Source organism: Myxococcus xanthus, assembly GCF_013116825.1.
GTDB classification, from domain to species: domain Bacteria; phylum Myxococcota; class Myxococcia; order Myxococcales; family Myxococcaceae; genus Myxococcus; species Myxococcus xanthus_B.
In genome coordinates this window covers 1-24,607 of sequence record NZ_JABFNS010000090.1, presented here as the reverse complement: position 1 = coordinate 24,607, position 24,607 = coordinate 1, and the positions used below count along the sequence as shown (strand labels likewise).

The following is a 24,607-nucleotide window of genomic DNA, read 5'->3' as shown; positions in this document are numbered from 1 at the left end:
CGTCAGTCCTCCGCTTCGCCTTCGAAGGGCGTGGCCAGGGGCGCGGCGTCCACGCCCTGCTCGTGCAGGTAGTGGGCCAGCGGCTCGGCGTAGCCGTGCGTCACCAGCACGCGCTCCGCCCGGGTGTCCTCCACCGTGCGCAGCAGGTCCGGCCAGTCCGCGTGGTCCGACAGCACGAAGCCGCGGTCGAAGCCCCGGCGGCGGCGGTTGCCTCGAACGCGCATCCAGCCGGACGCGAAGCCGGTTTCGTGCTCACCGAAGCGGCGCATCCACGTGGTGCTGCTCGCGCTCGGTGGGGCCAGCACCAGGGCTCCCGCGAACGAGGTGCCCTTCTCCACCTGGGACACCGGCTGCGTGGGCAGCATGTGGACGCCCGCGTCCCGGTATGCGTCCAACAGGGCGTGCAAGGCGCCGTGGATGAACACGGTGCGGTCGGTCAGCTTCGCCAGCTCCGCGAGCAGCCGCTGCGCCTTGCCCAGCGCGTAGCAGAACAGCACCGCCGCGCGGCCCAGCGCGCGGTTGGCATCCCACCAACGCAGGATGTCCTCGGCCACCTGCTCCGTCGCCTCCCAGCGGAAGATGGGCAAGCCGAACGTCGCCTCGGTGATGAAGGTGTGGCAGGGGATGACCTCGAAGGGCGCGCACGTGGGGTCCGGCGCGCGCTTGTAGTCACCGGACACGACCCAGGTCTCACCGCCGTGCTCCACGCGCAGCTGCGCGCTGCCCAGCACGTGGCCCGCGGGATGGAAGCTGACGGTGACTCCGTTGATGCGCAGCCGTTCGCCGTAGTCGAGCGTGTCGATGGTGGCGTCCGCGCCCAATCTCCGGTGGAGCAGTCCCTTGCCCGCCCGGGCGCCCAGGTAGCGGTGGCTGCCGCTGCGTGCGTGGTCACCATGCGCGTGGGTGATGAGCGCCCGGTCCACCGGACGCCAGGGGTCGACGTGGAAGCCGCCGGGAACGCAGTAGAGCCCCTGAGGCGTCACCGTCATCAATGGAGCGGAAGGAGCGGCACTCAAAGTCCCATTCAGATAGCCAGGGGGTTGGAGCCGGACCACCCGGGGGCGGACGCCGCCTCACCGGCGGGAGCTCCCCGGGCTGCTCCCCGGGCACCCGCTGGCCCGGGGGCTTGCGAGCTGGGGGGAGGGGAATGCCGGACCGCTTGGAGGACTCCCCCGGACGGGGGATAACCCAGGGATGGCGCCCGTCCTGCTGCTGTCCGCGAATCCACAACGTCGCCAGTGAAGCGCTTCATCGGAGTCGAGGCGGGCCACCCCATTCCCCCTGCCGTGATGCGCGGTGGGACGTGAGTCAAAGACGATGGATGCACAGGAGCGGAAGTCAGCCTATCGGCAGCGCGCGGAGCAGGGTGAGGCGGTGCCGGTGTCGGTGGAGTTGCCGGCGGACCTCGATACGCCGCTGTCGGCCTATCTGAAGCTGGGCGGTGGTTCGCGTGGCTTCATCCTCGAGTCGTGCTACGGCGGCGAGCAGTTCGGCCGCTACAGTCACATCGGCGCGGAGCCCGCGGGCCGCGTGCGGTTGGACCGGAACGGTGCCACCTTGTGGCGCGGCTCACGCGAGGAGCGCCGGGATGGCAAGCCCCTGGACGTGCTGCGCCAGCTCTGGCGCGAGCTGGCCGTGGCCCGGCTTCCCGGTGAGGCGCCCTTCCTGGGCGGGCTCGTGGGGTACATGGGCTACAACTGCTTCTCGTGGCTGGAGCCCACGGTGCCGGACCGGCACCCCAGCGACATCTCCTTCCCGGACTCGGAATGGCTGGTGTGCGAGGACTTCGTCACGCACGACACCCGCACCGGGACGCTCAAGGCCACCGCCATTGCCCGGCCGTCGCTGCACGGCAGCGTGGCCGCCGCGCTGAAGGACGCGGAGGCGCGCGCGCAGGCCATGGCGGACCGGCTGCTGAAGCCGCTGCCTCCGGAGGCCTATGCGCCCACGCCGCGCATGCGTGGGGACGTGGCGCCTACCGCGTGTTGGGACCGCGCGGGGTATGAGTCGGCGGTGGCGCAGGCGCAGGAGTACATCCGCGCCGGAGACATCTTCCAGGTCGTGCTCGCGCGCCGCTTCGAATCCCGGGGCGCGCCGCCGCCGCTGTCGCTCTACCGCGCGCTGCGGCGGGTGAATCCATCGCCGTACCTCTTCCTCGTGGAGCTGGGCGAGGCCCGCGCGCTGGTGGGCGCGTCGCCGGAGTTGCTGGTGCAGGTGCGCGACGGGGACGTCGTGGTGCGGCCCATCGCCGGCACCCGGCGCCGTGGTGCGTCCGAGGCCGAGGACCTGGCCTTGGAGAAGGAGCTGCTCGCGGACGAGAAGGAGCGCGCCGAGCACATCATGCTGGTGGACCTGGGGCGCAACGACGTGGGCCGCGTGGCGGCGCCTGGCTCGGTGCGCGTCGAGGACATGATGCTCATCGAGCGCTACAGCCACGTGATGCACATCGTGTCGCAGGTGCGCGGCAAGCTCGACGCGAAGTACGACGCGCTGGACGCGCTGGCCAGCACCTTCCCCGCGGGCACGGTGTCGGGCGCGCCCAAGATTCGCGCGATGCAAATCATCGACGAGTTGGAGGTCCAGCGGCGCGGGCCCTACTCGGGCGCGGTGGGCTACCTGTCCTTCTGCGGCACGCTGGACGTGGCGATCGCGCTGCGCACCTTCTTCGTGGACGGAGACCGGACGATGTGGACCTCGGGCGCGGGAGTGGTCGCGGACTCGGTGCCGTCGAAGGAAGCGGACGAGACGGAAGCCAAGGCGGGCGCCATGGCCGCCGCGCTGCGGCTGGCGCGCGAGGGAGGTGGCCGGTGATTCTGGTCATCGACAACTACGACTCCTTCACCTTCAACCTCGTGCAGCTCCTGTACACGCTGGGGGCCGAGGTGAAGGTGGTGCGCAACGACGGCCTGGATGCCGAAGGCGTGGCGGCCTCGGGCGCGTCCCACCTGGTGATTTCGCCGGGGCCCTGCACTCCGCACGAGGCGGGCGTCAGCGTGGCGGCGATTGCCCAGTCACGCGTGCCGGTGCTGGGCGTGTGCCTGGGGCACCAGTCCATTGGCGCGGCCTTCGGCGGCAAGGTGGTGCGCGCGCCAGAGCCGGTGCACGGCAAGGCGGCGCACATCCGGCATGGCGGCACGGGGCTCTTCGCCGGGCTTAGCGAGGGCTTCGCGGCGGCGCGCTACCACTCGCTCATCGTGGAGGCGCCGTCACTGCCCGCCGAACTGGAGGCCACCGCGTGGAGCCAGGATGGCCTCATCATGGCGCTGCGCCATCGCGAGCGGCCCGTGGTGGGCGTGCAGTTCCATCCGGAGAGCGTGCTCACACCCGAGGGCCCCGCGCTGGTGCGCAACTTCCTGGAGGGACGGCTGTAGCTACGCGCGCAGGTGCGTGGTGTCGTTCCACGACACGATGGCCGGGCGGCGCCTGTCGCCGTCATGGCCGAGCACGCTGATGGACGCGGTGCTCAGCAGGAAGAGGCGGCCTTCCCACGGGGGCAGGCCCAGCCACCGCGCCGCGAGCACGCGAAGCAGGTGCCCATGGGCGAAGATGAGCACGTCCCCGTCCGTCCGGAGTGCGTCGGAGATGACGCTGTCCGCGCGAGTGGCCACCTGCGCCACGGTCTCCCCGTTGGGGACGCCGTTCGTCCAGATGCTCCAGTCGGGCCGCTCGGCGCGAATCTCCGCGCCGGTGCGCCCCTCGTAGTCGCCGTAGTCCCACTCCATGAGGTCCTCGCGCGGCTGGGCATAGTCCCCGTAGCCGGCCAGGGCGCAGGTGTCCGCCGCGCGGCTCAGTGGGCTGGTGTAGACGGCGTCGAAGCGCCAGGCCTTCAGCGGCGCGCCGAGCAGGCGGCCCATCTCCCTTCCGGAGCCCAGGAGTGGAATGTCCGTCCGCCCTGTGTGCCGACCGGCGCGGCTCCACTCCGTCTCTCCGTGCCGGACGAGTACCACCTGTTTCCCCGGGGTCTTCATGGCGCGCATTCTGGCAGGGCGCGGGCTCGCGCGCAGGAGGAAGCCAGACGGCCCTCGGGGTGCCAGGACATTCAGTGGGCGATGTAAGTCGCTGGCAGGAGCGTCTTTCCGCCCCTGCCGTCGAAGAGGCTGTCCTTCAGGTGCAGGTGGATGACGACGCGTGAGCGCTGCTCCAGGGCGCCGCGCGTGGTTGAGAACTGGATGGTTCCGGCTTGGGCGTTGACGAGGCCCGCCAGGCTGTCTTCCTTGAACGCTCCCACGTCGTCCAGGCGCACGGTGATGTCCACCTGCTTCACGTACCTGGGCAGGAAGAAGCGCCCCAGGAGGTGGGCGTGGTCCGTGTCCGACAGGTCCATGGCACGTGCGTTGGGCGAGGGCTCGAAGCGGACGGGCTCGCCGAAGGACGTGACCTCGACCTGTCCCATGCCCAGCAGGACCTTCTCGTACTGGGCCGCGTCCTGGCCTCGAAGGCGGATTTCGAAGGCGTCCAGCACGGGGTCTCCCAGCGCCCGCATCAAATCGTCTTCACTGCTATCGCAGGCACTTGTTCCCAGCGCCACGAGCAGGCCCGGAATCCACCTGGATTGGGATGGAATCTTCACGACCACGCTCCCTCTCAGAACCGAGGTTCCTCGGCGCGCTCCATGGCTCGCAGCGGGTCCACCGCGAAGATTCGTTTTCGCAGCGGGATGGCGGTCCGCTTGCCAGAGTGGTTGTGCCGCTCCAGCCGTTGACGCAGCTCTTCCATCCGGCCGGGGTCGAGCGAGGCCGGATGCTCCAGCGCGGACAGGGGAGGCGCGCGCGTGTTGAAGACGCGCTCGTTGCAGACCGCCGTCAGCGCTTCGCGCGCCGTCCGGACCTTCAAGGACTCCAGGGCCGAGCGGCGCGCGTTGTTCGAGGCGATGGCGGGGTTGGCCCACAGGATGCCCAGGGCGCCTGGGAGGGTAGAGACTTCGCCGAGAGCGCCGAGGGCGATGGGGCCGTATGCCAGGCACTCCAGGAGGGCGCTCTCGCTGGCGCCGAAGAATCCGCGGTCCCGGGTCGTCGGCTGCGGACGAGGCGAGCCCCAGGAGTAGACGCCACACATCGCGCCGTTCGCGAGCTGGGGGACCGGCCGCGTGAGGAGGCGGGTCAGGTTTCCCGTCGTCACGTCCACGGCATGGAAGCCGCTGACCCTGCGGGTGTCGGGGCCGCTGGCTCCGTAGAGGAAGAACTCGCCGTCGCGTGTGAAGACGGCGGCGCTCATGACGGGGTTCTCCGCGGACCTGCCGTCAATCCGCGCGGGCTCGGGATGGTCGGTGGCCACGCCCGTGAGCGGGTCGATGCGGGTCAGCCGCTGGGTGGCGTTGTTGAAGGCGTAGAGCTGGCCGTCCCGGGGATTCGTCGCGAAGTCCGCCATCTGGAAATCTCCCGGGACGGTCACCACTTGCTCGGAGAGCGTTCCTCCGGTGCTGGGGTTGATGCGGATGAGGCGATGGGTGCTGTGCTCGAAGCCGACGTAGGAGCCATCCTTGAGAACGGCTCCCGCGGTCCAGATGGCCGAGCGAGGTGCCGTGGTGTCCAGCGGGGCGATGATGCTCGAAGAGCCGGTGGCGTCGACGCGGATGAAGCGGGGCGCGCTGACGCCGTCCGAGGCGATGGCGTACAGGATGTCGTCGTAGTGGTTGAACGCCAGCGCGTTGTAGGGAAGCGCGGCTTCGCCCTGCAGCGTCAGCGTGCCGGTGGCGGGGTCGAAGATGTAGAGCCGTGAGGGGGGCGCGGGCCGTCCTTCCGGAGAGCGCGAGGCCGTGGAGAGGTAGACGGTGTCGTCACAGAACAGGTTGGGCTGCGGAAGGCAGAGCACGTTGGTCCCCGCCTGGCTGGCGCCTGCGTCCCAGCCGATGCTGAAGGTGCTGGTGAAGGAGACCTCGTGGTTGGGCGTCACGGGGTTCGCATCGTGTATCCCCAATGTGAGACACGCGTCGTAGCTCTCCAGCTCGATTTCGCACTGATAGGTGACGTGGCTTCCCGCTGGAACCACGAGGGGTGACGAGGGCAAGAGCGTGCAGGACTTCAGCAGCGGCGCGGTCGCGGAGAGCAGCTCGGAGGGGAGCGTCGGGTCGATGTTGGTGACGGTGAACGTGAAGCGCAGCGTCTCCGGGTAGGTGTCGACCGTGTATTGCTTGAGCCCGTTCACGAGCTTCTCGGCTCGGAAGTCGTTGGCCCATGCGCTCGAGGCCCAGACGGCGCCGATGAACAGGAGCCCGAGCCACTTCCTATCCCTCATGGGGGCCTCCTCGTCCGTCATTACTGGGGGGACAAGGGACGGCTGCAGTCGATGTGCCAGTTGTTCTCTTGTTTGTTGTTATTCTTGGAGGTTGATACGTATGCCCCCAAGGGCGCCCGGATGTCGAATGGCGTTGTCTGGGAATGTCTTGGAAGTGGCGGGAGGATGGCCCGGGGGACTTGTTCTTGTCCGGAACTCCCAGCCAGATGGGCACACAATGGCAGGAGGCGCTGACGCCGAGGACGGAACGCGGCAACGCGGGCGTGTAAGAATTGCAGGCAGGTGGCTGGCATTCTTTCTGGAATGCATGCGACCTCGAAACAAGGCCCGGCCGAACGTCGATGCGCTCGGCCGGGCCCGTTCTCAGACCACGACGACTACGGCATCACCGCGATGAACCGGTCCGCGAGGACGTTGTTGTCCTCGCGCAGTTCCTCGAGGTTCTGCCATGGGTCGACGAGGGCGCCCAGGTAGAAGAGCCCAGTGGGGCCAGAATCCGGAGGCGTGTTGGCCGTCACCTGCGTGTTGCGTGTGACGCACTGCCCTGCGTCCAGAGAGTGCACGGTCATCACTCCAATCTGGCTCTGACTGTCGGGGGGAGCGCCCGGCCAGCTTTGATAGGGGAACTCGAGCGTGTTGCTGCTCGACAGGTACAGCGTCACATCCATGGAGCCGTGGGTGGGCGTGGTGCCCTGGTTGCAGACCCGCACGGTGGCGGTGAAGCTGCTGCCCATTCTCACGGAGGTGGGGCCGGAGACGGAGGTGACGACCAGGTCTGGCCGGTTGCCCACACCCATGAGTCCGCTGACGAAGATGTTGTTGTCTTCGCGCAGCTCGGCCTGCATCTGGTTCGAGTCAATGATCGCGCCCAGATACAGCGGGTGATGGGGCTCGGCCTCCTCGGGCAGGTCCACCCAGGCGGGGACGGGCTCTGTGGTGCACTGTCCCGGATTCAGGGGCTGCACGTTCCATGCGCCGATGAACTCTTGCGTGCGCGGGTAGGGGACACCTGGTGTATTCCACTGAGGCATCACGACCTGGGCCCGGGTGGAGAAGTACAGGTCCAACTGCACGCTGTTCGAGTTCTGGGTGCCCTGATTGCAGACCGTCACCGATGCAGTGAAGTTGCCGTTGAGCGACACGCTGACGGGCGCTTGCACCGCGGTGACAACCAGGTCGGGACCGGCGCCAACACCCATGATGTCACCAACGAAGGTATTGTTGTCCTCACGCAGCTCACCCGCGAGCAGGTCAGGATTGATGGCCGCGCCGAGATACAAGGGCTGTCCAGGCTGAGCCAGGACAGGGAGGTTCGACCAGGAGGGCACCTGCAGCGTGACGCAATCGTCGACACCCAAGGCGGGGACTCCGAACTCGCCGGCGTACACCTGGCTGGCGGGTACCGGGATTCCCGAGCCGTACCGTTCGGGCGTGGCCATGCTTGCTTCGGTGGAGAGGTGGACCTCCAGCTCCGTGGGATGGGATTCAGCCGTGCCTTGATTGCAGACGGTGACCGTGGCGGTGAACGCGGTGTTGGCATCGACGCTCGCGGGGCCCGTGAGTGACGTGATGACCAGGTCGGACGCATGGCCCACGCCCATGCGACCGCTCATGAAGATGTTGTTGTCTTCACGCAGCTCCTCCTGGGATTGCGTCCCATCGACCAGGGCACCCAGGTAGAGTTTCTGGTCAGGGGCTGTCGCAGGCGGCGGCGTCAGTGTTGCGACAGCGCTTCCCGTGAAGCACCTCCCTGGATTCAGGAAGGGGACACTCAGCTCGCCAATGGACTGCTGCGTCGGTGGCAGTGGATTGCCCGGCCCATTCCAGCGCGGCATGACGAGCACCTCTTCCGTGGAGAGGTGGAACTCCACGAGGGTGCTGTCCGAGTGCTCGGTCCCCTGATTGCAAACCGTGACGGTCGGGTGGAACGTCGCGAACGGCCCGACATTCGGGGGCGCCTGCACCGCGGTGATGACAAGGTCAGGGCCGTCACCGACGCCCAGGATTCCGCTCACGAAGGCGTTGTTGTCCTCGCGCAGTTCCGCGACGTTGCCCCATCCGTCGATGATGGCGCCCAGGTACAAGGGCTGGGCAAACAGTGCGTCAGGTGGCAACTGTGTAGAGGCCTGGATGGATTGGGAAATGCAGTGGCCCGCGTCCAGGTGTGGCACTGAGATGTGGCCGATGGGGAGCTGGGTGGCGGGCAGGGGGGAGCCCGAACCGGACCACCGTGGCATTTCCAACGTGGGCAGGGTCGAGACGTGCAGTTCCAGGTCCGAGGAGTTCGCGTACTCGGTGCCCTGGTTGCAGACCGTCACGGTGGCCGTGAAGGCACTGTGGATTCGCGCGCTCGCCGGAGCGTGGATGGCGGTGACGACGAGGTCCGCCTTGTTTCCTACGCCGATGCGGCCGCGCACAAAGGCGTTGTTTTCCTCGCGAAGCTCCTCGATGGCGTCGTTCGCATCGATGATGGCGCCCAGGTAGATGGCCTCGCCGTGCGAGCCGGGCGGGATGTCGGCCGCGCCAGTCACTTGTCCTGTGAAGCAGTGCCCGACGTGCAGGGTGGGGATGCTCACGTCGCCCACGGGCGTTTGACTCCATGGGAGCGGAGTTCCTTGCCCGCTCCAATCTGGAAGCACCAGGTGGGGTTCGGTGGACAGATACACCTGCGCCATCGTGGGCCCGGAGGAATAGGTGCCCTGGTTGCAGACGGTCAGGGTGGTCGTGAAGAGGGTGCTGTTGCTCACGCTGGCGGGACCATCGATGGCAGTGACCACCAGGTCAGGACGGTTGCCCAGGCCCATGAAGTCTCCGACGAAGGTGTTGTTGTCTTCGCGGAGTTCATTGTCCTGCGCGTGTGGGTCGATGATGGCTCCAAGATTGAACGCCTTGTCGATGTACTCCGCGGGGAAGCTCATCGCGGTAGCAAGGGTGGAGAGCGTCCTGCACTCGCCCGCATCCAACGATGGCACCTGGTGCATCCCAATGGAGAACGCCGTATGCGGGTCGGCGTTGTAAGGCGAGCCCCCCTGAATCGGGGCATTCAGGAAGGCATGCGCGGCCAGGTAGAACTCCACCTGGGTGTCCTGTGAGGCCACGGTGCCTTGGTTGCAGATGCGGGCGGTGACAGGCACGTCGCCAGGCATGCTGCTGGCGGGGCCCTTCACGGAGGTGATGGCCAGGTCCGGCCTGTTTCCGAGACCCATTTGCTCACCGACAAAGACATTGTTGTCCTCGCGCAGCTCCACGATGTTCGACCCGGGGTCGACAATGGCGCTCACGTAGAATGCTTGGAGTTGGGGTGGCGCACCCAGTGGACGGGCCAGGGTGATGGGCTCCTCGCGTGTGACGCAACGCCCTGCTTCGACGCCGGAGAGGCCGAATCCGCCGACCCTGAACTGGGTCCCGTGCAGCGGTCCCTCCATGGAGGGCGAGTCCAGCGTCGGCACCATGGACAGGTAGACATCCACCTCGGCCGCTTGGGCAAAGACGGTCCCCACGTTGCAAACGGTGACGCTGACAGGGGTCCAAGATGCCGAAGGGGGCACGCTGGCTGGAGCGCGAATCGCGGTCACGATGAGGTCCGGGCGCGCCCCCGCGCCGATGAGCCCCTGGGTGAAGGCGTTGTTGTCCTCGCGCAGTTCAGGGATGTCTTGCGTGGAATCGATGATGGCGGCCAGGAAGAGGGCGCCATCCTGGGGGGCGCCGGCTGGGAACGTCGCGGTGCCCTGGACGTTGCGAGTGATGCAGATGCCTGGGTTCAGGAGGGGCACATCCGTCTGGCCCGCCAGTGCCTGTCCAGGCGGCGGCGGGCTGCCGCTGCCTGGCATGGTGACGTTGCCATCCACGGAGAGGTACAGCTCGAGCGAGCTGGGATTCGCGGGCAGCGTGCCGTGGTTGCAAACCCTCACGGAGGCGCCAAGCAGGTCACCGCTCTGGATGCTGCTGGGGCCGTGCACCGAGGTGACGACGAGGTCCGGTCCCGCTCCCATGGCGACGAGGTCCCCCACGAAGACGTTGTTGTCCTCGTTCAGTTCCGTGGAGCGCTCGGGCGTATCGGCGATGGCGCCCAGGTAGAGCAGCTGACCGGGTGTCGCGTCGGGCGGCAATATCACCGGGAAAGAGGCGCGGCGGATGGCACAGTGGGCCGGGCGCAGTTCGGGCACCGCCACCGTTCCCTGTGAGGCTTGATTCGTGGGGAGCGGTCCACCCGTCGTTGGCGGTGACAGCGTGCCGTTGGTGGAGAGGTACAGCTCCACGATGGTGTCGTCCGACACGTTGGTGCCTTGGTTGCACACCTTGAGCGTCGAAGTGACCGTCCCGCTGTTCGTGACGCTCGTGGGGCCACGAAGCTCCGTGATGACGAGGTCCGGCCGGTTTCCGATGCCCAGCGCGGTCACCGCGGTGTTGTTGGCCTCGTCCAGTTCGACGAGGGTCTGGTGCACGTCGGTGATGGCTCCCAGGTAGTAGGTTCCGTCCGTTTGGGGGCCAGGCGGCGTGGCGGAACTGGTGATGGCTCGCGTCTCGCAGCGGCCGGCCTCCAGCTCGCTGACGTCCAGCGTGGCGAGGAAGACCTGGTCCGTCGGGGGTGGCAAGTTCGGGTCGGGCCAGGAGAGCGCGCCATCCGTGGACAGGTACAAGTCCATCTGGGTGGGGCCTATGGGGCTCTGGGCGGGCGCTGTGCCTTCGTTGCAGACCTTCACGAGGGTCGTGAAGGGCTCACCGAACCGAATACTGCTGGGGCCTCGTAGCTCTCGAACCACGAGGTCGGGGCCAAAGCCCCGGCCTTGCGACTGACTCCTGTGCTGCTCGGGCTCGGTGGGCGCCGCGTTGCCCCCACATCCCGCTCCTGCCAACAGACCTGCTGTCAGCAGGCATGTCCTGCTCCAAGACGGCCTTCGCCGTTGCTGCATATTGCCTCCGGAGGAATGTCCTCGCGCAAATGCCCGCCTGATGCGGGCATTTGCGGAGAGCCGGAGGGCTTATACGGGGGGTGGGATTATCCCTGAATTTTCGGCGTGAAGAGAGCGCTTGCAGCCGTGCCTCAGCGCCGCAGGCCGCGCTTGATGTCGGCGCAGAGCGCCTTCGCCGCCTCGAGGCCCTCTGTGTGCGCGGCACGCACCAGCGCGCTGCCCACCACGACGCCATCCGCATGGGCAGACAGTGTGCGTGCCTGTTCCGCCGTGGAGATGCCAAAGCCTGCCACCACGGGGACAGACGCGGCCTTGCGCACCAAATCCAAACGCTGTGAAAGGTCCGGCGGCAGCTCCGCGCGCATGCCCGTCACGCCCGACACGGACACGCAATAGACAAACCCTCGGCCGTCCTTCGCGATGGCCTCCGCCCGCGCCGGGGGCGTCGTGGGGGCGCACAGGGGAATCAAGTCCATGCCCTCCGCGTCGAACGTGGCGCGAAGGCTCGCGCTCTCCTCGGGCGGCAGGTCGGGGAGGATGGTTCCAGACACGCCGCGCTCGCGCGCGAGCTTCGCGTAACGCGCCTCGCCCATGGCCATGATGAGGTTGACGTACGTCATGATGACCAGCGGCGTCTGGGGACACCGCTTGCGTACCTCCGGCACCACCTCGTCCAGCACGCGCTTGAGCGTGGAGCCGGCCTTGAGCGCCCGCTCCGCCGCGCCCTGGATGACGGGGCCGTCGGCGATGGGGTCGCTGAACGCCACGCCAATCTCCAGCACGTCCGCGCCGCCCTCGACCAGCGCGGCGAACACGTCCACCGAGCGGGGCAGGTCCGGGTCGCCCGCCATGGCATAGGTCACCAGTACGCCTTCGCCCCGTGCCTTCGCCTGGGCGAAAGTCTGTGCAATCTCGCCGCTCATTCCTTCACCCCCACCGGCGGAGGCACGCCCCGCGCGGAAATCGTGGCCACGTCCTTGTCTCCGCGGCCCGAGCAGTTGATGACCAGGTGCTTGCCCGCCCCCAGCTCGCGCGCCAGCTCCCGGCCGCGCGCGAAGGCGTGGGACGTCTCCAGGGCGGGGAGGATGCCTTCCAGGCGCGCCACCTCGTAGAAGGCCGCCAGCGCCTCGTCGTCCGTGGCGATGCGGACCTCCATGCGCCCCGTCTTCGCCAGGTGCGCCAGCTCCGGGCCCACGCCGGGATAGTCCAGGCCCGCGGAGATGCTGTGCGCCTCCTGAATCTGGCCGTCCTCGTCCTGGAGCACCAGCGAGCGCGAGCCGTGCAGCACGCCCTCCGTCCCCAGCGTCAGCGAAGCGCCGTGCTGCTTCGTATGCAGGCCGTGGCCTCCCGCCTCCACGCCCACCAGCCGCACGCTGGCGTCGCCAATGAACGGGTGCAGCACGCCAATGGCATTCGAGCCGCCCCCCACGCACGCGATGATGGCGTCCGGCAGGCCGCCAAAGGCCGCCTGGGCCTGCGTCCGCAGCTCGCGGCCGATGACGGCCTGGAAGTCGCGCACCACCGTCGGATACGGGTGCGGCCCGGCGGCGCTGCCGATGACGTAGTGCGTGTCCGACACCTGCGATACCCAGGTGCGCATGGCCTCGTTCATCGCGTCCTTCAGCGTGCGCGAGCCGGACTCCACTGGCCGTACCACCGCGCCCAGCGCGCGCATGCGGAAGACGTTGAGCGCCTGCCGCTCCACGTCCAGCGCGCCCATGTACACCTCGCAGGGCAGGCCGAAGAGCGCGCACGCGGTGGCGGTGGCGACGCCGTGCTGGCCCGCGCCCGTCTCCGCGATGATGCGCTTCTTGCCCATCCGCCTGGCGAGCAGCACCTGACCCACGGTGTTGTTGATTTTGTGCGCGCCGGTGTGCGCCAGGTCCTCGCGCTTGAGCCACACATTCGCGCCGCCCCAGGCCTCCGTGAGGCGCCGGGCGGGCGTCAGCGTGGTGGGGCGGCCCACGTACTCGCGCAGCACGCGGGCGACCTCCTCGCCGAAGGCCGGGTCCGCGCTCGCCGTGGCATAGGCCTCTTCCAACTCCTGCAGCGCGGGAACCAGGGTCTCCGGAACGTAGCGTCCGCCGTAGCGCCCGAAGCGGCCGGCGGCAGTCTCCGTCGTCATGTCTGTCACTCCCAGAGGTTGATGGACTTCGCGGCGCGCACGAAGGCGCGCACCGCTTCCACGTCCTTGATGCCAGGGGCGGATTCCACGCCACTGGCCACATCCACGCCGTACGGCCGCGTCGCGCGCACCGCCTCGGCCACGTTGGAGGGCCGCAGGCCTCCCGCCACCAGCACGGGCACGCCGCTTCCCGCCAGCCCCGCGACGAGCGACCAGTCGAAGCCCACGCCGCCGCCGCCATATCCCGGCGCCGCGCCGTCCAGCAGCAGCCCCGCGACGTCTCCTACGCCCACATACGTCCGAGCCCGGGCCACGTCTTCCGGCCCCGTGACTCGCAGCGCCTTGACGACAGGCACCCCGTACCCCGAACAGGCCTCCGGGGGCTCGTCTCCATGGAGCTGTACGGCCGTGAGGCCACAGGCGCGCACCGCCTCCCGGATGGTGTCCGGCGCCGCGTTGACGAACACGCCCAGCACCGTGCCCAGGGGCGGCCGCGTACGGGCCAGGGCCGCCGCCGTGGGGAGGTCCAGGTAGCGGGGCGACTTCGGGTAGAAGTTGAGGCCCAGCGCGTCCACGCCCGCCTCCCACGCGGCCACCGCGTCGGACAGGCGCGTGACGCCGCAGACCTTCACGCGGACACTCATGGCGCCGCGTCCTTCACCCCGAGCAGCCTCCGCAGCGCGTGTCCGGGGTCGGGCTCTCGAAGCAGGGACTCGCCCACCAGGACGGCGTCCGCTCCCGCCTCCTGCGCCGCCACCAGGTCCGCCAGGGACTTGAGGCCGCTCTCCGCCACCAGCACCCGTGCCCGGGAGCGCAGCTTCGGCATCACCCGCAGGGCCGTGCCCGTGTCCGTCTTCAGCGTGGCGAGGTTGCGGTTGTTGATGCCCACCAGCTTCGCGCCCGCGGCCAGCGCGCGCTCGGCGTGCGCCTCCGTGTGGGCTTCCACCAGCGCGGCCACGCCCACCGCTTTCGCGGTGGCGACCATCTCCCGCAGCTCGCCATCCTCCAGCGCGTCGGCGATGAGCAGCACCGCGTCCGCGCCCCACTGCGCGCTCTCCTCCACCTCGCGCGCCGCCACGAGGAAGTCCTTGCGCAGCACGGGCAGCGACACCGCCGCCCGCACGGCCACGAGGTCCTCCAGGCCGCCGCCGAAGTCAGGCCCATCCGTCAGCACGCTGATGGCGCTGGCGCCCGCGGCTTCATAGGCCCGGGCCACCGCCACCACGTCGGCGTGGGGAAAGTCCCCGCCCGAAGGGCTCTTGCGCTTCACCTCCGCGATGACGCTCACTCGCCGCCCGGCGCGGTGGGTCACCAGCCCCTGGGCGAAGTCGCGGGGCGTGGGCCGGGGGCGAGGTGCCATGGGTGGACGCGCCGCGAGCTCCTGGCGTTTGCGCGCCATGATGCGGTCCAACGTTCCTGTCGTGCTCATGACGAGGCCCCCTCGATGAGGGCGGACAGCTTGTCGCGGGCCGCGCCCGAGTCGATGGCCTGCTCCGCCTTCCGCACGCCGTCACGCAGGTCCGCCGCCAGTCCCACGACGACGAGCGCCGCCGCCGCGTTGAGGAGCACCGCCGTGCGCAGCCCCGAGCGCTCGCCGTCCAGCAGCGCGCGCAGCCGCTGGGCGTTCTCCTCCGCGTCGCCACCCGCGATGGCCTCGCGAGGCACCACGTCCAGCCCCGCGTCCTGGGGCGACACCGTGAAGGTGTGGACCGTGCCGTCCTCGCGCAGCTCCGCGACCTGCGTGGCGCTGCACGGGGAGATTTCATCCAGCCCGTCATGGCCGTGCACCACCCACGCGCGGCGGCTGCCGAGCCGGCCCAGCACGCGCGCCGTCTGCTCCACGCGCCTGCCGTCGAACGTCCCCAGGAGCTGGTAGCGCGCGCCCGCCGGGTTCGTCAGCGGACCCAGCAGGTTGAACACGCTGTGGAACCCCATGTCCCGCCGCGCCTGCGCCACGTGCCGCAAGGCCCCGTGGTGCGAGGGCGCGAAGAGGAAGCCCACGCCGTGCTCGTCGATGTCCCGCGCCACGCGCTCGTGCGGGCGCTCCATGGAGACGCCCAGCGCCGCCAGCACGTCCGCGCTGCCACAACGGCTGGAGACCGCGCGGTTGCCGTGCTTGGCCACCGTCACTCCGGCCCCGGCGGCCACGAAGGCCACCGCGGTGGAGATGTTGAAGGTGTGCGCGCCGTCGCCACCGGTGCCGCAGGTGTCGAGCACCACGTCGGCACGCGGGGACAGCTTCGCCGCGCAGGCCCGCATGGCCTCCGCCGCGCCGAGGATTTCATCCTCCGTCTCACCCTTCATCTTCAGCGCTGTCGCCAGCGCGCCAACCTGGGCAGGCGAAGCCTCCCCGGCGAGCATCAGACCCATGACGCGGGTCATCTCCTCGCGGGTGAGGTCGCGCCGGCCCACCACCTTGCCCAGCGCTTCCTTGAGTGTCATGGCCTATCCCAGCCTGACCACTTCGCGGCCCATCGCCTGGGCGATGGCGCGGACCTCGTTCATGGACTTCTCGAACTCGGAGAAGTCCAGTGACTGGGCGCCGTCCGACTTCGCGCGCGGCGGGTCGGGGTGCACCTCGACGATGATGCCGTCCGCCCCCACCGCTGTCGCCGCGCGCATCATCGCCGGCACCGCCTTGCGCACGCCGATGCCGTGCGAGGGGTCCACGAAGACGGGTAGGTGCGAGAGCGCCTTCAGCATGGGCACCGCGTTGAGGTCCAGCGTGTTGCGCGTCATCGTCTCGAAGGTGCGGATGCCGCGCTCGCAGAGGATGACCTGCGTGTTGCCGCGGGCGACGATGTACTCGGCCGCCATCAGCAGTTCCTTGATGGTGGCGCTCATGCCGCGCTTGAGCATCACCGGCTTGCGCAGGTCCCCCACGGCCTCCAGCAGGCTGAAGTTCTGCATGTTGCGCGCGCCAATCTGGAGGATGTCCGTGGCGTCGGCGACGGCCTGGAGCGTCGCGGTGTCCTTCACCTCGGTGGTGACGAGCAGGCCCGTCTCCTGGCGCGCCTCGGCCAGCAGCGCCAGGCCGTCACCCTTGAGGCCCTGGAATTCATAGGGGCTGGTGCGCGGCTTGAACGCACCGCCGCGCAGCATGGTGGCGCCCGCCTTCTTCACCGCGTGGGCGGTGGAGAGAATCTGCTCGCGCGACTCCACCGAGCACGGGCCGGCGATGACGTGGAAGGCGGAGCCGCCCACCGTCAGGTCGCCCATGCGCAGCAGGGTGTCGTCCGGCTTCACCTCGCGGCTGACGAGCTTGAACGGCTGGGAGATGGCCACGGCATCAGCGACGCCAGGGAGCACGCGGAAGGGCTCCGGTTCCACCGCGCCCGGGTTTCCGGTGATGCCAACGGCCGTGCGAGTGCCCCCTGGAATCGCGTGCGGTTGCCAACCACGGCGGCGGATCTCGTCGTTCACACGCTCGATGTCCTGGGCCGTCGCGTCGGGTCGCATCACGATCAACATGGGGCTGCCTGCTTTCTCTCGCTCCGAGGGGTGTTGTGGGCCGGGAGCATTCCGGCGCTTGGTTGCATGGGTGGGACGGGCAACAGTGGTGTTTCTGCATCAAGTGTCTGTTGCCCGCAACCGCTTCCGAGTCTCCCTTGCGCCTCCCACGCTTATCAAGCGAGCGTGGGCGCTTTTCTTGAGCAGGAAGTGTGGAGGCGCGTGCGTGGCGAATCCGGAGGTCATCGTCGTCGGGGCAGGGCTCGCGGGGTTGGCGTGCGCGCGGGCGCTCGTCGCGTCACGGGTGAAGGTGTTGTTGCTAGAGGGAAGTGACGCACCGGGGGGCAGGGTTCGCACGGATGTCCATGAGGGCTTCCTGCTAGACAGAGGCTTCCAGGTGTACCTGTCCGCGTATCCGGAGGGCCGGCGCACGTTGGACCTGGAGGCGCTGACGTTGCGCAGGTTCGTCCCCGGCGCGAAGGTGTGGCGGGGCGGCAAGTGGCACACGGTCGCGGACCCGCTGCGCCGCCCCTTGGAGGCGCTGGGGCACCTGTTTGCTCCCGTGGGGACGTTCGGGGACAAGCTGCGCATCCTGGAGCTGCGGCAGCTGGCGCTCTCCGGCGAAGTGGAGGACGTGTGGCAGCGGCCGTCCCGCACGTCGCGGCGCTACCTGGACGAACTGGGCTTCACGGAGGCCCTGCGTGAGTCGTTCCTGCGCCCCTTCTTCGCCGGCATCTTCCTGGAGCGGGAGCTGACCACGTCCAGCCGCTTCCTGGAGTTCGTCTTCCGCATGTTCTCATCCGGATACGCGGCGGTTCCGGAGTTGGGGATGGGCGCCATTCCAGCGCAGCTGTCGGCGCGCCTTCCGTCGGGCCTGCTGCGGATGCGCGCGCCGGTGGCGGAGGTGTGGGGACACCGCGTGCGTCTGACGGACGGGGAGTTGATTGGCGCCAAGGCGGTGGTGGTGGCCACGGACCCGGCGAGCGCGGTGGGGCTGCTGCCGGGCATGGTGCCACCGGTGATGAACCGGGTGACGTGCCTCTACTTCGCCGCGCCGGAGCCGCCCGTGGAAGGCCCCTGGCTGCTGCTCAATGGCGAGGGCCGGGGCCGGGTGAACAACGTGGCCGTGATGAGCGAGGTGTCACCGGCGTATGCGCCGCGGGGACAGGCGCTCGTGTCCGTGTCCGTTGTCGGCGCCACGCCGGACCTGGCCACGCTGCAAGCCGAGGTGTTGGCGGAGCTGACGGGCTGGTTCGGTCCGGCCGTGTCCGCATGGCGGCACCTGCGCACCTATGCGATTCCGCTCGCGCTACCCGCGCAGCCTCCGGAGGTGTTGGAGCCGCCTCGCCGGCCGGTGCGGCTGTCACCAGGACTGTTCGTGTGTGGAGACCACCGGGACAATGCCTCCATCGACGGCGCGCTGGTGTCGGGCCGCCGCGCCGCGGAGGCCGTCCTGAGAGAGCTGGAGCGCGAATGAGATACCACGCGGCCGGGGACGTCCTGGTGGGGAACGCAGGTCCTGGCCTGGAGCCCGTGGCAGGTCCTCAGCGTGCATTGGGGGAGCGCATCCGCGCGTGGATGGACATCGGGGTGGGGCCGCCTGTCCGAGCTCCTGACATGACCTGATGGGCCTGATAGACCGCCCGGTGATGAAGGACCTTCCGGATTCTGGGAAGCAGGCATTCGGCTTCGAGGCGCACCGCTCGGCGCTCATGGGCCATTGCTATCGCATGCTGGGTTCTGTCTCGGAGGCGGATGACGCCGTCCAGGAGACGATGGTGCGCGCCTGGCGGGCGATGGACCGGTTCGAGGGCCGTGCGTCTCCACGGACCTGGCTGTACTCCATCGCCACCCGCGTATGCCTGGACGCCTTGTCGGCGAGCGGGCGCCGCGCGCGGCCGATGGAGCTGGGGCCCGCGTACTCCATCGACGGGCCGCTGACGCCGCTGCCGGCGAGCAGTTGGATTGAGCCCATTCCGGACGCGCTGGCGGTGCCGTCGGACGTGGACCCCTCCGAGCAGGCGTCGCTGCGTCAGAGCATCCGCCTCGCGTTCCTGGCGGCGCTTCAACACCTGCCCCCCAAGCAGCGCGCGGTGCTGCTGCTGGCCGAGGTCCTGGGCAGGCCAGCCACGGAGATCGCCGAGACGCTGGAGACGTCGGTCGCCTCGGTGAACAGCGCGCTCCAGCGTGCCCGGGCGACTGTGTCGGGCCTGCGGCTGGAAGACTCCGAGTTCCGGGGGCCTCAGTCCGACGCGCAGGCGGCGCTGCTGAATCGTTACGTGGATGCGTTCGAGCGCTACGACATGGACGCCTTCACCGCGATTCTCCACGAGGAAGTCACACTCTCCATGCCCCCCTACACGCTGTGGCTCCAGGGGCACGCGTCCATCCTCGGCTGGTTCCTCGGGCGAGGGGCGGTCTGCAGGGACTCCCGGCTGGTGCGGACCGAGGCCTGTGGCTCACCGGCCTATGGCCAGTACCACGCGAGCAGTGACGGCGGGCCCTTCAAGCCGTGGTCACTCATCGTCCTGGAGCTGTCCGGTGGGCGCATCGCGGCGATGACCCATTTCCTCGATACGGAGGCGTTGTTCCCGCGGTTCGGCCTTCCCACGGAGCTCCCTCGGTAGGCGGGGGCGGAGAGGCTTCCTGAAAATAGACCGATGATTTCGGTCCGCCTCGGGAGTCAAAGCCTTCGTCACCCACCCGTCCTGGAGGCGAACATGAAGGTCAGCCGTCCCCGTAAGCTCTTCCTCAACCTGCCCGTGGCTGACCTGAAGCGGTCGGTGGACTTCTTCACGAAGCTGGGCTTCGAGTTCAACAAGGACTTCACCGACGAGCACGCCACCTGCATGGTGGTGGGCGAGGACGCGTTCGTGATGCTCCTCACGCATACCCGCTTCAAGGACTTCATCAAGAAGCCCCTGCACGACGCGCACCAGACCACCGCGGGCACCTATGCGCTGTCCGCGACCAGCCGTGAGGATGTCGATGCGCTGGTGAAGACCGCGCTGGCGAACGGTGGTTCGCCCGCTGCGGACACCATGGACATGGGCTTCATGTACGGCGGGAGCTTCTACGACCCGGACGGTCACCACTGGGAGGTGGCCTGGATGGACCCGAATCAGATGCCTCCGCAGTAGTCAGCGGACGTGGCGTGCCGCGTGGAAGCCCTGGGCTTCCGCGCGGCGCGCGGGCGCAGTGTCAGGGCGCGTCTTCGGCGGCCACCACGGGAGGCAGCCACTTGCGCAGCACGCTGGGCGAGCTCTTCCGGTAGATGTTGTCATGGCGCAAGTCGGGCCGGGGTTCGACTTCCCACTTCAGGCCCGCGGGCGCGCTGGCTCGGAGGACGTCCTGGAGCTTCGCCACGGCGGGGACGATGTCGTTCGTTTCATTGGCGGAGGACACATAAAGTCCCGCGCGCAGGTCCGGCCGTGCCGCGAACCATTCACCCGCCCCCTTCACCAACGACTCCGCGTTCCACCACAGGCTGGGGCTCAGCGCGAGGTAGGTGTCGAACAGGTCCGGCTGGAGGAAGAACGTCTCCACGATGAAGTAGCCCGCGAGCGACTCGCCGATGATGGCCCGCTCCTGCGTCACCCGGTAGCGGCGCTCCACCTCCGGCATCAGCTCTTCGTGGATGAAGGCGCGGAACGTCGCTGAGCCTCCCGTGACGGGGGCGACCTCCAGGTCCGACGCCACCGTGGTCGGGCCCGTCATGTCCCGTCGCCGCACGGTGTTTTCGATTCCCACGAGGATGAGGGGCCGCAGCTCGCCCGCGCGGATGGCCGTGTCGACGGTGGTGGCCAGGTGTGGGAAGTCCTCCTTCAGGCCGCCATCGGGCATGTAGAGCACCGGGAAGCGGCTCTCCGCAGAGGTCGTGTAGCCCGGCGGCAGGTAGACGGTGATGTGGCGGAGCTCCTTCAGCTTCGCGGACTCGATGGTGAATATCTGGTGGGGAGGCACGGGCTCGGTCACGGCGGGCCGGGTGCTCGCGCACGCGCCCCCCAGGACGAGCAACAACAGCCCCATGTATTTCATCGATGTCCGCATCACTGGCTCCCGCAGCGTTCGACGAGCCATCGGGGCTCGTGACCGGGATAGTGCCCGAGCCCTGGAGGCGTCGCCAGGAGGTGTCCAGGTGCGCGAGCTCGGGCCAGCGCACCTCGATGATGATGGCTCCAGCGACATCGGTGGGAACCGGAGGCCCGCCTGCGTCCCAGTGACGTCGTTGGCGTCATGGACGTGGCGGCCCCCCGGGCTGGGCGGCGTTACAGCGCCGTCGAACGCTCCGCCTCGTCCACGGACCTCGCGGCGCCGGGCCGGGCCGAAGTGGTGAGCAACCACCGTCCCAGAACGAGCGCGATGACGGCGGCGGCCCCGCTCGCGGCCAGCACCCCCAGCTTCCCTGCGGCGAGCAGCTTCGTCTCCGTGAAGGCCAGCTGCGCGATGAACAGGGCCATGGTGAAGCCGATGCCCGCGGTGCTCCCCAGCACCAGCAGCTCCCGCATGCCCAGGCCCTTCGGCAACGTCGCGAGCCGCAGGCGCAGTGCGAGCCAGCAGGCCCCAATCACGCCCAGGGGCTTGCCCACCAGGAGCCCGATGGCCGTGGCGAGGGCCACGGTCCACGACGCGGCATCGAGCGGCTCACTGGAAATCGAAACCCCCGCGTTCGCGAGCGCGAACACCGGCATGATGCCGAACGCCACCCACGGATGCAGCGTGGCAATCAGGCTCTCCGAAGGCGACATGGCCTCACGGCGCGCGGCGTCGACCCGGCGCAAGGTCTCCGCCAGGTGATGGGAGGACAGCTCGCCCGGCTGCGCCTGGGCGATGTGTTCGAGTTCGGTCCGAGCGCCGGTGACGAATCCCTCCGGACCGAGCCAGGTGCGCACCGGCGTGATGAGCCCGATGATGACGCCCGCGATTGTCGGATGAATCCCCGCGGCGTAGACGCCCGCCCAGGCGACGAACGCTGGAACGACGTAGGCCCACTTCGAGCGCACGGCAAACCGCTGCATCGCGAAGACACCCACGATTCCCAGCGCCGCGACGAGCAGCCCGGTGACGGCCACGCCTGATGAGTAGAACAGCGCGATGACGATGATGGCGCCCAGGTCGTCGATGACTGCGAGCGCGAGCAGGAGCACGCGCAGGGCGGGGGGCACCCGGCTTCCGAGGAGCGTGAGGATGCCCACCGCGAACGCGATGTCCGTGGCCATGGGCACGCCCCACCCCGAGCGGGTGCCCGGGGTATTCGCCAGGAGGAGGTACAGGCCCGCCGGAACGAGCATGCCCCCCAGCGCCGCCGCGGCGGGGAGCGCGGCGCGCCGCAACTCTGACAGCTCGCCCTGATGGACCTCGCGGCGAATCTCCATGCCCACGACGAAGAAGAAGATGGCCATCAAGCCGTCGTTGACGACCCATTCGAGGCTGCGCTCGAAGGTGAAGTCACCGACGCGGATGCCGAGTGGCGTGTGCCAGAAGTGCGCGTAGCTCTCCGCCCAGGGCGAGTTCGCCCACAGGAGCGCGATGGCCGCCGCCACGAGGAGCAGGATGCCGCTGGCCGCTTCGATATGGAGGAAGCGCTCCAGCGGCCGGCCTGCGAGCCTGGAGAGTCGAAGCAGTGGGGCCCAGGCCTCGGGCGGAAGGGCAGGCTGCCCCGGTGGCGTGGTCGTCGACATACGCGGATCCCGCCGGCTGCGTTGCCGGCTGGGATGGCGGCCCGACCATCCGAGTTCCTGCGGCGTTCATCGCCGCACCCTTCCACTTCGAGCGCAGATTCACATGGCGCGCGGCCTCCGTCGAGTGTTGTCGACGTGCGCGCGGGCCATGGGCTTGCCTCCTCGGCGCCGCCTCAGCGTGTCTGGAGCGCCGCCGCCAGCCGCCTCGGTGGCAGCGGCAGCTCCCGCAGCCTGGCCCCCGTGGCGTCGAAGAGGGCGTTGGCCTGCGCGGCTGAAGTGGGCCACTGGGAGGCTTCTCCTTCAGCGGGGTCGCCGCCGTCACCACCCTGCCGGGGATGCAGTCGGGCGCACTGGCCGGACTGCTCGGCCACGAAGGCGTTGTGGCGCGCGGGGGCGGTGTCCCATCCGGCGCGCGCAAGGCCTCCCACGGTGGTGAGGTTCTGGCCGCGCAGGAGCGCCGCAAGCGCGACACAGGCGCGTAGTGGTGAGCCATTGCTCAGCACCGTACATGCGCCGCACTGCCCTGCGCCGCAGCCATGCCGGACCCCGTGAAGACTCACTTCGTCGCGCAGGATGCAGAGGGGGGGAAGGCGGCCAATCCCGCAGCGTACCGCACGCATGCCCGGGCCCGGAGGGGATGTGGCCTGGCGCGGCGATATCCCGCCACCAGGTTGCCATGCCGTGAAGCAGTGCACATCCGGGTGCGGGCGGGTGCAGCGCGGGTAATGGATGCTGGTGGATGCCGTTCGCGGGCGGGCGGGTTGGGATGCCCGTCCGCGCCACGCATCAGGTAGGGTGGTGCTTTCCCCTGGAGGGCGTGATGCGGTTGCGGACCTTCCTCACCCTTGGAGCGGTACTCCTTGCGGTTCTGGGGCTGGGGTCCGCGGGTGGACTCTTCTGGATGACCACCCTGCTGCAGCGGCAGACCACCAGCCTCATCGACGCGGCGGAGCGGGTGCGCGCGGCGGCCGAGCTGGAATTCACCTTGCTGCTGCTCCAGTACGCTCACGAAGTGGAAGGCATCGGGCCCACGGACGTCGGGCCGCCCGACAGGGTGGACGCGCTGGTGCGCGAGGTGCCAGAGCGGTTGGCCCATGTCGAGATGTACACGGAGACGGAGGCGGAGCGCGGGCTGGTGGCGGCGTCCCGCGCGAGCGTCGAGGCCTACCTCAACGCGCCGGAGCCGGACCGGCGGCGGCGGTTGGCGCAGGCGGTGGAGGCGACGCGGGCGGTGATGGACTCCAGCATCGCGCGGGCGCGCATGGCTCGCGACGAGGCGACCGCCGTGAGGCGGATGGGGCGGCTCATTGGAACGTTGCTCGCGGTGTTGGTGCTGACGGGCGTGGTGCTGTTCCTCGCCATCGCGCAGACGAGCATCTACCGGCCGCTGGTGGCCATCCGCCGCGCGTTGAGTGCGTTCAAGTCAGGCCGGCGTGAATCCCGGGTGGCGCGCGCGGGGCCGCCGGAGCTCCAGGAGATTGGCGCGGAGTTCAACGACATGGCGGAGACCGTCGCCAGTCAGGACGCGCGGCAGCTCCAGTTCCTCGCGGGCGTGGCGCACGACCTGCGCACGCCGCTCAACGCGCTGAAGCTGTCGGCGCAGATGCTGCTGCGGGCCAAGACGGCGCCTCCGCCGGAGAAGGTACGGGATTCACTGGTGCGCATCTCCAACCAGGTGGACCGGTTGGAGCGCATGGTGGGCGATCTGCTGGACCGGACGCGCATCGAGGCGGGGAACCTGGAGCTGCGGCTGGAGGACTGTGACTTGCGCGGGTTGGTGGAGGAGGTGGTGGAGCTCCACCGGCCGTCGAGCGAGCATCACCGGCTGGAGTACTCCGTGCCAGACTCGCCCGTGCCCTGGCGGTGTGATTCGACGCGGCTGGCGCAGGTGCTCACCAACCTGGTGAGCAACGCCATCAAGTACTCGCCCGAGGGCGGGGTGGTGTCGCTGCGGCTGGAGTCCTCGGAGCGCGACGTGTCGGTGTCCGTGACGGATGAAGGCGTGGGGATTCCGCCCGACGACCTGGGCACCCTCTTCGAGCCGTTCAAGCGCAGCCGGACCGCGGCGAAGGACATCCCCGGCGTGGGGCTGGGGCTCTCCGTGTCCCGCCGGATTGCCCGGGCGCACGGGGGGGACATCGAGGTGGAGAGCGTCGTCGGCACGGGCTCCACGTTCCGGCTCCGCCTGCCGCGCTAAGGGGGGT

Annotated in this window: 20 protein-coding genes; 6 read left to right on the top strand and 14 right to left on the bottom strand. The window is 69.2% G+C overall.

What is annotated here, in order from left to right; genetic code table 11:
• Positions 1-2 precede the first annotated feature (2 nt).
• Positions 3-1,055 carry a ligase-associated DNA damage response exonuclease gene (locus HNV26_RS24120; RefSeq protein ID WP_436410057.1) on the bottom strand — a complete coding sequence of 351 codons (1,053 nt, stop codon included), beginning with the start codon at positions 1,053-1,055 and terminating at the stop codon, positions 3-5.
• Between the two features lie 262 nt (positions 1,056-1,317).
• On the opposite strand from HNV26_RS24120, the gene HNV26_RS24115 reads away from it, so the two are divergent.
• Positions 1,318-2,811 (top strand): anthranilate synthase component I family protein, encoded by a 1,494-nt coding sequence (locus HNV26_RS24115; protein ID WP_171443442.1) that lies wholly within the window; start codon positions 1,318-1,320, stop codon positions 2,809-2,811.
• Complete coding sequence (locus HNV26_RS24110) at positions 2,808-3,371, top strand: anthranilate synthase component II (protein WP_090492153.1); 564 nt, start codon at positions 2,808-2,810, stop codon at positions 3,369-3,371. Before HNV26_RS24115 ends, HNV26_RS24110 begins: the two co-directional genes overlap by 4 nt.
• Here the strand turns inward: HNV26_RS24110 and HNV26_RS24105 are convergent, their stop codons facing one another.
• From HNV26_RS24105 to aroF, 10 genes are all read right to left on the bottom strand, one after another.
• Entirely contained in the window at positions 3,372-3,977 is a 606-nt protein-coding gene (locus HNV26_RS24105) for a histidine phosphatase family protein (RefSeq protein ID WP_171443441.1), read from the bottom strand. It lies immediately after the preceding gene.
• Between the two features lie 62 nt (positions 3,978-4,039).
• Positions 4,040-4,570, bottom strand: a complete 531-nt coding sequence (locus HNV26_RS24100) for a hypothetical protein (protein WP_366816936.1) — start codon at positions 4,568-4,570, stop codon at positions 4,040-4,042.
• Positions 4,571-4,584: 14 nt separating this feature from the next.
• On the bottom strand, positions 4,585-6,234 hold the full coding sequence (locus tag HNV26_RS24095) for a DUF6923 family protein (RefSeq protein ID WP_253816982.1): 1,650 nt from the start codon (positions 6,232-6,234) through the stop codon (positions 4,585-4,587).
• Positions 6,235-6,611: 377 nt separating this feature from the next.
• Positions 6,612-11,147, bottom strand: a complete 4,536-nt coding sequence (locus tag HNV26_RS24090; protein WP_216612665.1) for a CARDB domain-containing protein — start codon at positions 11,145-11,147, stop codon at positions 6,612-6,614.
• Positions 11,148-11,278: 131 nt separating this feature from the next.
• Positions 11,279-12,070 (bottom strand): tryptophan synthase subunit alpha, encoded by a 792-nt coding sequence (trpA, locus tag HNV26_RS24085; RefSeq protein ID WP_171443438.1) that lies wholly within the window; start codon positions 12,068-12,070, stop codon positions 11,279-11,281.
• Entirely contained in the window at positions 12,067-13,272 is a 1,206-nt protein-coding gene (gene trpB, locus HNV26_RS24080; RefSeq protein WP_171443437.1) for a tryptophan synthase subunit beta, read from the bottom strand. The genes trpA and trpB overlap by 4 nt, the downstream gene beginning before the upstream one ends.
• 5 nt (positions 13,273-13,277) lie before the next feature.
• A complete protein-coding gene (locus HNV26_RS24075; protein ID WP_171443436.1) occupies positions 13,278-13,916 on the bottom strand; it encodes a phosphoribosylanthranilate isomerase in 639 nt (212 codons plus the stop codon).
• Positions 13,913-14,701 (bottom strand): indole-3-glycerol phosphate synthase TrpC, encoded by a 789-nt coding sequence (locus HNV26_RS24070; RefSeq protein WP_171443435.1) that lies wholly within the window; start codon positions 14,699-14,701, stop codon positions 13,913-13,915. Before HNV26_RS24070 ends, HNV26_RS24075 begins: the two co-directional genes overlap by 4 nt.
• Complete coding sequence (gene trpD, locus HNV26_RS24065) at positions 14,698-15,714, bottom strand: anthranilate phosphoribosyltransferase (protein WP_171443434.1); 1,017 nt, start codon at positions 15,712-15,714, stop codon at positions 14,698-14,700. The genes HNV26_RS24070 and trpD overlap by 4 nt, the downstream gene beginning before the upstream one ends.
• 3 nt (positions 15,715-15,717) lie before the next feature.
• Positions 15,718-16,743 carry a 3-deoxy-7-phosphoheptulonate synthase gene (gene aroF / locus HNV26_RS24060; RefSeq protein ID WP_171443433.1) on the bottom strand — a complete coding sequence of 342 codons (1,026 nt, stop codon included), beginning with the start codon at positions 16,741-16,743 and terminating at the stop codon, positions 15,718-15,720.
• A gap of 205 nt (positions 16,744-16,948) precedes the next feature.
• On the opposite strand from aroF, the gene HNV26_RS24055 reads away from it, so the two are divergent.
• From HNV26_RS24055 to HNV26_RS24045, 3 genes are all read left to right on the top strand, one after another.
• Positions 16,949-18,199 (top strand): NAD(P)/FAD-dependent oxidoreductase, encoded by a 1,251-nt coding sequence (locus HNV26_RS24055; protein ID WP_171443432.1) that lies wholly within the window; start codon positions 16,949-16,951, stop codon positions 18,197-18,199.
• 172 nt (positions 18,200-18,371) lie between these two features.
• Complete coding sequence (locus tag HNV26_RS24050; protein ID WP_171443431.1) at positions 18,372-19,349, top strand: sigma-70 family RNA polymerase sigma factor; 978 nt, start codon at positions 18,372-18,374, stop codon at positions 19,347-19,349.
• Positions 19,350-19,442: 93 nt separating this feature from the next.
• Entirely contained in the window at positions 19,443-19,862 is a 420-nt protein-coding gene (locus tag HNV26_RS24045) for a VOC family protein (RefSeq protein WP_090492166.1), read from the top strand.
• 61 nt (positions 19,863-19,923) lie between these two features.
• Here HNV26_RS24045 and HNV26_RS24040 read toward each other — a convergent pair whose 3' ends face one another.
• The 3 genes from HNV26_RS24040 to HNV26_RS24030 form a co-directional block, all read right to left on the bottom strand.
• Positions 19,924-20,802: an alpha/beta hydrolase gene (locus tag HNV26_RS24040; protein WP_171443430.1), complete on the bottom strand. Its 879-nt coding sequence runs from the start codon at positions 20,800-20,802 to the stop codon at positions 19,924-19,926.
• Between the two features lie 188 nt (positions 20,803-20,990).
• Positions 20,991-22,403, bottom strand: coding sequence for a Na+/H+ antiporter NhaA (nhaA, locus tag HNV26_RS24035; protein WP_171443429.1), 1,413 nt, complete (start codon positions 22,401-22,403; stop codon positions 20,991-20,993).
• Between the two features lie 173 nt (positions 22,404-22,576).
• A complete protein-coding gene (locus HNV26_RS24030) occupies positions 22,577-22,831 on the bottom strand; it encodes a hypothetical protein (RefSeq protein ID WP_171443428.1) in 255 nt (84 codons plus the stop codon).
• A gap of 392 nt (positions 22,832-23,223) precedes the next feature.
• Between HNV26_RS24030 and HNV26_RS24025 the strand changes: the two genes are divergently transcribed.
• A complete protein-coding gene (locus tag HNV26_RS24025) occupies positions 23,224-24,600 on the top strand; it encodes a HAMP domain-containing sensor histidine kinase (RefSeq protein ID WP_171445597.1) in 1,377 nt (458 codons plus the stop codon).
• Positions 24,601-24,607 lie beyond the last annotated feature (7 nt).